At 52.0% G+C, this 319-nt stretch carries 1 pseudogene; it reads left to right on the top strand.

From position 1 onward, the window contains the following. Positions 1-178 (top strand): annotated as a pseudogene (locus tag D0817_RS27085) (IS1595 family transposase); the annotation flags it as partial. Between the last annotated feature and the right edge of the window lie 141 nt (positions 179-319).

The following is a 319-nucleotide window of genomic DNA, read 5'->3' as shown; positions in this document are numbered from 1 at the left end:
TCAGCCTGCTCACCTTGACGCCTATCTGGATGAATTCGTGTTCCGGTTCAACCGGCGCAGCTCCGGCTCACGCGGAATGCTCTTCTACAGATTGCTCCAGCAAGCCGTCGTGACGAGCCCCGTAACTTACCGCGATGTGACCAAAAAAACGGGCGCGAGGCCGAAAAATTCAGAGTAGTATACTACTGGACATGCATCCAGTAGTTTTCCAATTGTGGAGCTAACTGGATACCCCTTACAAAAACACAGTATAACCCAAGCACAACGGTTGAGCGGGTCGAAGGGTGCCGCAGAAATCGTGCCGCCAACAATCAAGAAA

This window comes from Flavobacterium cupreum (assembly GCF_003996965.1).
GTDB lineage: Bacteria > Bacteroidota > Bacteroidia > Flavobacteriales > Flavobacteriaceae > Flavobacterium > Flavobacterium cupreum.
This window is presented reverse-complemented; position numbering and strand designations above follow the sequence as displayed.